5 protein-coding genes are annotated in these 6,085 nt (G+C 70.7%); 4 read left to right on the top strand and 1 reads right to left on the bottom strand.

The genetic code is table 11. The annotated features are described in order from the left end of the window. Window positions 1-140 precede the first annotated feature (140 nt). Both ACFWB8_RS36480 and ACFWB8_RS36475 read left to right on the top strand, forming a co-directional pair. Window positions 141-1,025 (top strand): helix-turn-helix domain-containing protein, encoded by an 885-nt coding sequence (locus tag ACFWB8_RS36480; protein ID WP_385237463.1) that lies wholly within the window; start codon window positions 141-143, stop codon window positions 1,023-1,025. A 208-nt stretch (window positions 1,026-1,233) separates the two neighbouring features. Continuing rightward, window positions 1,234-1,446, top strand: coding sequence for a DUF397 domain-containing protein (locus tag ACFWB8_RS36475; RefSeq protein ID WP_385237462.1), 213 nt, complete (start codon window positions 1,234-1,236; stop codon window positions 1,444-1,446). 119 nt (window positions 1,447-1,565) lie between these two features. Here the strand turns inward: ACFWB8_RS36475 and ACFWB8_RS36470 are convergent, their stop codons facing one another. Then, window positions 1,566-2,411, bottom strand: a complete 846-nt coding sequence (locus ACFWB8_RS36470) for a hypothetical protein (protein ID WP_385237461.1) — start codon at window positions 2,409-2,411, stop codon at window positions 1,566-1,568. Between the two features lie 205 nt (window positions 2,412-2,616). Here ACFWB8_RS36470 and ACFWB8_RS36465 point away from each other — a divergent pair, with 205 nt between their 5' ends. Both ACFWB8_RS36465 and ACFWB8_RS36460 read left to right on the top strand, forming a co-directional pair. Further along, complete coding sequence (locus ACFWB8_RS36465) at window positions 2,617-3,405, top strand: SDR family oxidoreductase (protein WP_385237458.1); 789 nt, start codon at window positions 2,617-2,619, stop codon at window positions 3,403-3,405. 49 nt (window positions 3,406-3,454) lie between these two features. After that, entirely contained in the window at window positions 3,455-6,031 is a 2,577-nt protein-coding gene (locus ACFWB8_RS36460) for a bifunctional FO biosynthesis protein CofGH (protein WP_385237455.1), read from the top strand. Window positions 6,032-6,085: the final 54 nt, after the last annotated feature.

Genomic DNA, 6,085 nt, shown 5'->3' with positions numbered 1-6,085 from the left:
GGGTGGCGGGGCCGGTCCGCCGGCTCCGCCACCCCGCGCGTCTGTTTTCCCGGCTTTCCCGGCGGCGCCACACGCTTCGGTGGCAATCTGCTCAACATCAGACACGCAGAGAGACAGAAGAAGGCGGAGGTGCCGTTCACGTGGCGTCCAATGTCAATCCCACCGTCCGACGCCGCCGACTGGGCATGGAGTTGCGCAAGCTCCGCGAGGACAAGGGCATGACGGCCGAGCAGGTCGCCGAGCGCCTCCTCGTCTCCCAGTCGAAGATCAGCCGCTTGGAGAACGGCCGCCGTTCCATCAGCCAGCGCGACGTCCGCGACCTGTGCGACGTGTACGAGGTCGAGGACCGGCGGCTCGTCGACTCGCTCATGCAGATGGCCAAGGACTCCCGCCAGCAGGGCTGGTGGCACGCCTTCGGCGACATCCCGTACAGCGTCTACATCGGGCTGGAGACGGATGCCGCCAGCCTGCGCACGTACGAACCCCAGATGGTCCCCGGCCTGCTCCAGACCCCGGAGTACGCCCAGGCCCTCATCCGCGGCGCGCTGCCCGAGACGGCTCCGGCCGATGTCGACAAACGCGTCCAGGTCCGGATGCACCGCCAGAAGCGGCTCTCGGAGACGGAGAACAACAACCCCGAGGTCGGTCCGCTGCGCCTCTGGGCGGTCATCGACGAGGCTGCGCTGCGCCGGCACGTGGGCGATCCCCAGCTGATGATCCGGCAGCTCGAGTACTTGATAGACCGTTCGCAGGAGCCGTACATCACCGTGCAGGTGATGCCCTTCTCGATGGGCGCCCATCCGGGCGTGAACGGCCAGTACGCGATTCTGGAATTCCCGGACGCCTCGGACTCGACGGTCGTGTACATCGAGGGCGTGACGAGCGATTTGTACCTGGAGAAGGCCAACGACGTTCAGAAGTACAGCGTGATGTACGAGCACCTGCGCGCCCAGGCCCTCAATGTCGAGCAGACCCGACAGTTCATCGGCGAGATCATCGACCACTATGCGGGCAAGGGGAAGTAAAACCGTCGGAAACGGTGCAGGTGACGAGGGGGGCCCGTACGGTACACCGTCACTCCCCGGCCACATAAGGCCTGAATGGAATATGCCACTCGGTCGGGTGAATGACCCCTTCACCCATCGGACGGTGCCGGTAGCGTCGATCACGTCAGCCAGGAAAGCCGAAATGGCCGACACACCACCGGCACTACTCGTTGAACCGGAGAGAAACATGGCTATTCGTCAGGGCGCCACGGAAAACTGGACCAAGTCCTCCTACTCCGGCGGAAACGGCGCCTGCGTCGAGGTCAAGTCCCCCGTCATGGAGGCCATCGCGGTCCGCGACTCGAAGGTCCAGGACGGCCCGTCCCTCACCTTCGCGCCCGGCTCGTGGACCTCGTTCGTCGCGGATGTCACCGAGGGCCGACTGGGGCGCCTCGTCTGAACGTCACGGCGCACGACCGCGAAACGACCGCAACGGCATCCACACCACCGTCCGGAGCCCTCTCGACCGGCCCGCCGTCCTGGCCGAGAGGGCTCGGCCCGGTCCGCTGAGGCTTTCGTCTAGCGGAGCTGGTCGACGTACCGGTCCGTCCCCGGCACCGTCGGGATGAACGGCGCCACCAGCTCCACCCGTCCGAGCCCCGACTCCGCGACCTCGGTGTCCAGCCCCTGGAACCGGTCCCAGCAGGTCCGCGGGTCGGCCTCGAGGAACCACAGCAGCGTGAGGCGGGTGTCCACCCCCTCGACCTGCTTCACGTACGTCATCCTGTCCCCCGGCAGCGGCGTCGGCCGGAAGGCCGTGACCATCGCCGCCGGGGAGCCCTGGAGCCGCCCCGGCAGGGCCCGCGAGCGCAGCCACTCCAGCAGTTCGGCCCGCTGCCCGGGCCCGTCGGCGTCGACGACCTGGACCACGAGCCCGGCGTACGGGTGATCGAGGGCGTGGAAGTCCCGGGGGCCGGCCGCCCCGTCGCGGTAGACCGTGGCCGCGTGGTCCTGGAAGGCCGTGAAGACGTGCGTGCGGTCCTGGTAGACCCGGCCGTCGCGGTTCAGCCGCTTGTTGATGCCGACGGTCCACTTCATGTGCTCGTCGTAGCGGCCCGCGGTGACCCAGTACGTGGAGATGTAGCACCCGGCGGTGACCGGCTGCGCGACGGCCGACTTCTCGGGGTAGCGCAGCTCCTGGAGCTCACGGGTGGCGACCCAGCGCCGGCCGGCGCACATCCAGGGCATGGCCATGGCGCCGGCGTAGTAGTGGTCGTCCTCGTACCAGCGGTTGTACGCGTACTCGTGGCCCGGGTGGGGCTCCACCATGGTGATCAGCGCATGGCCGGGGCGGACGCCGTAGGGGCCGACGGAGGCGAGTGCGGCGTAGTCGTCGACGCGGGTGTCTTCTTCTCCAGGTGTCATGGGAACGGTGTAGCTGATGACACGTCAGATCGACAGAGTGCGCGCACGGTTCGAGGCGGACCTGGCCGCGCACGCCGCCACCGTCCGCGCCGCGTACCGTTCCCGCCGCGGCGGCCCTGCTCCGCCCCCACCCCCGCCCCGCCCCTTCACAACCCCGCCGCCGCCCCCTACCCTGACGCCCCGTCAGATGCAGAGGAGGCCCGTCATGTCGTTGCTGCTGGGGAAGACCGTCGTGGTGTCCGGAGTCGGGGCCGGGCTCGGGCATCAGGTGGCCGCCGCCGTGGTGCGGGACGGGGGGAACGCCGTGCTCGGGGCGCGGACCGAGGCGAATCTCGCCAAGTCCGCCGCCGAGATCGATCCCGACGGCGCCCACACCGCGTACCGGCCGACCGACGTCACCGACGAGGCGCAGTGCGAGGCCCTCGCCGCGCTCGCCCGGGAGCGGTTCGGGGGTGTCGACGCCGTCGTGCACGTCGCTGCCTGGGACTCCTACTTCGGCGGGCTCCAGGACGCCGACTTCGGGACCTGGCAGCAGATCATCGACGTCAATCTCCTGGGGACCCTGCGGATGACCCGGGCCTGTCTGCCCGCCCTCAAGCAGGGCGGCGGCGGTTCCGTCGTCATCATCGGGACCCAGTCCGCCGTGGCCGCGCCCAACGAGGTCCAGCAGGCCGCCTACGCCGCCTCGAAGGGGGCACTGACCTCCGCCATGTACTCGATGGCCCGCGAGCTCGGCCCCGACCGGATCCGGGTCAACACCGTGCTCCCCGGCTGGATGTGGGGGCCGCCCGTGCAGGCCTTCGTCACCTTCACCGCGCACACCGAAGGCGTCCCCGAGGCTGAGGTGCACGCCCGCCTCGCCGAGCGGATGGCGCTGCCGGATCTGGCCACCGACGGGGACGTGGCCGACGCCGCCGTGTTCCTGGCCTCCGACCGGGCGCGGGCGATAACCGGCCAGTCGCTGCTGGTCAACGCCGGTGAGCTGATGCGGTGACCCCGCACTTCCAGACCGTGCCCGTACGCCCGGATCGTATGCTCACGGCATGACCACTCCGAGTGACGCTCCGACCGACAACGCGATGCGCCGCGCGCTCCGGCGGGCCCGCGACGGCGTCGCCCTCGACGCGACCGAAGCGGCCGTGCTGCTCCAGGCGCGCGGTGCGGCGCTGGACGACCTCACGGCCTCCGCCGCACGCGTGCGGGACTCCGGGCTCGCCTCGGCCGGGCGGCCCGGTGTCATCACGTACTCGAAGAGCGTGTTCATACCGCTCACCCGGCTGTGCCGCGACAAGTGTCACTACTGCACCTTCGCCACGGTCCCCGGCAAGCTCCGCCGGGCCGGCCACGGGATGTACATGTCCCCCGACGAGGTCCTCGACATCGCCCGCCGCGGCGCGGCCCTCGGCTGCAAGGAAGCGCTCATCACCCTCGGCGACAAGCCCGAGGACCGCTGGCCCGAGGCCCGGGAATGGCTGGAGGCGCACGGCTACGACGACACGATCTCGTACGTACGGGCCATCTCCATCCGGATCCTGGAGGAGACGGGCCTGCTCCCCCACCTCAACCCGGGCGTGATGTCCTGGGCCGACTTCCAGCGGCTCAAGCCGGTCGCCCCGTCGATGGGCATGATGCTGGAGACCACGGCCACCCGCCTGTGGTCGGAGCCCGGCGGCCCGCACCACGGCTCCCCCGACAAGGAGCCGGCGGTCCGGCTGCGCGTGCTGGAGGACGCCGGGCGTTCCTCCGTGCCCTTCACCTCCGGCCTGCTCATCGGGATCGGCGAGACGTACGAGGAGCGCGCCGAGTCCCTCTTCGCGCTGCGCCGCGTCTCCCGCGCCTACCACGGCGTCCAGGAGCTGATCATCCAGAACTTCCGCGCCAAGCCGGACACGGCGATGCGCGGCATGCCGGACGCCGAGCTGGACGATCTGGTCGCCACGATCGCCGTCGCCCGGCACATCATGGGCCCCTCCGCCTGCCTCCAGGCGCCCCCGAACCTCGTCGACGGGGAGTACGCCCGTCTGATCGGTGCCGGGATCGACGACTGGGGCGGCGTCTCGCCGCTGACCCCGGACCACGTCAACCCCGAGCGGCCGTGGCCCCAGATCGACGTGCTGGCCGGGCAGTCCGCCGCGGCCGGTTTCGAGCTGCGCGAACGGCTGTGCGTGTACCCGGAGTTCATCCTGCGCGGCGAGCCCTGGCTGGACCCGAGGCTGCTGCCGCACGTGCGCGCGCTCTGCGACCCCGAGACCGGGCTCGCGTACGAGGACGCGACGGTCGAGGGACGCCCCTGGCAGGAGCCCGACGAGAGCTTCGCCTCCTACGGGCGCACCGACCTGCACACCGCCATCGACACCGAGGGCCGAACCGGGGACCGCCGCGAGGACTTCGACCACGTCTACGGCGACTGGGAGGCCCTGCGGGAGGCGGCGGCGCCCGGGATGGTGCCGCAGCGCATCGACACGGACGTACGGGGGGCCCTCGCGCAGGCCGCCGACGACCCGACGAAGCTCACCGACGACCAGGCCCTCGCCCTGCTGCACGCGGACGGCCCGGCGCTGGACGCGCTGTGCCGGATCGCCGACGACCTGCGCAAGTCGGTGGTGGGCGACGAGGTCACCTACATCGTCACCCGCAACATCAACTTCACCAACGTCTGTTACACGGGCTGCCGTTTCTGCGCGTTCGCGCAGCGCCGCACCGACGCCGACGCGTACACGCTCTCGCTGGACCAGGTCGCGGACCGCGCGGCCCAGGCCTGGGAGGTGGGCGCGGTCGAGGTGTGCATGCAGGGCGGCATCCACCCGGACCTGCCGGGGACGGCCTACTTCGACATCGCGCGGGCGGTGAAGAAGCGGGTTCCCGGCATGCACGTGCACGCCTTCTCCCCCATGGAGGTCGTCAACGGCGCGACCCGCACCGGGATGTCCGTACGCGACTGGCTGACGGCGGCCAAGGAAGCCGGTCTGGACTCCATCCCGGGCACGGCGGCGGAGATCCTGGACGACGAGGTGCGCTGGGTCCTCACCAAGGGCAAGCTGCCGACGGCGGACTGGATCGACGTCGTCACCACGGCGCACGAGCTGGGGATCCGCTCCTCCTCGACCATGATGTACGGGCACGTGGACCAGCCCCGGCACTGGCTCGGCCACTTCCGCACCCTGGCCCGGATCCAGCAACAGACGGGCGGTTTCACGGAGTTCGTGACGCTCCCGTTCATCCACACGAACGCGCCGGTCTATCTGGCGGGCATCTCCCGCCCCGGCCCGACGGTGCGCGACAACCGGGCGGTGACGGCGATGGCGCGGATCCTGCTGCACCCGCACATCCCCAACATCCAGACGAGCTGGGTGAAGCTGGGCTCGGAGGGCGCGGCCGAGATGCTGCGGTCCGGGGCCAACGACCTCGGCGGGACCCTGATGGAGGAGACGATCTCGCGGATGGCGGGGTCGAGTTACGGCTCGTACAAGTCGGTGCAGGACCTGATCGCCGTCGCGGAGGCGGCGGGGCGGCCCGCGAAACCCCGTACGACGCTGTACGGGGAGGTCCCGCAGGAGCGCCGGGCGGCGGCCCGCGCCTCGGACGGGCACTTGCCGGAGCTGCTGCCGGTGCTCGACTGAGACGGTGAAACGGTGAGAACGGGAACGGGAACGGGCGGGAGCCCGGCCGGGAGG

Source organism: Streptomyces sp. NPDC060031, assembly GCF_042736805.1.
In the GTDB taxonomy this organism is placed as follows: Bacteria; Actinomycetota; Actinomycetes; order Streptomycetales; family Streptomycetaceae; genus Streptomyces.
Note: the sequence above shows the minus strand (reverse complement) of the source record. Positions and strands in the feature narration are given on the sequence as shown.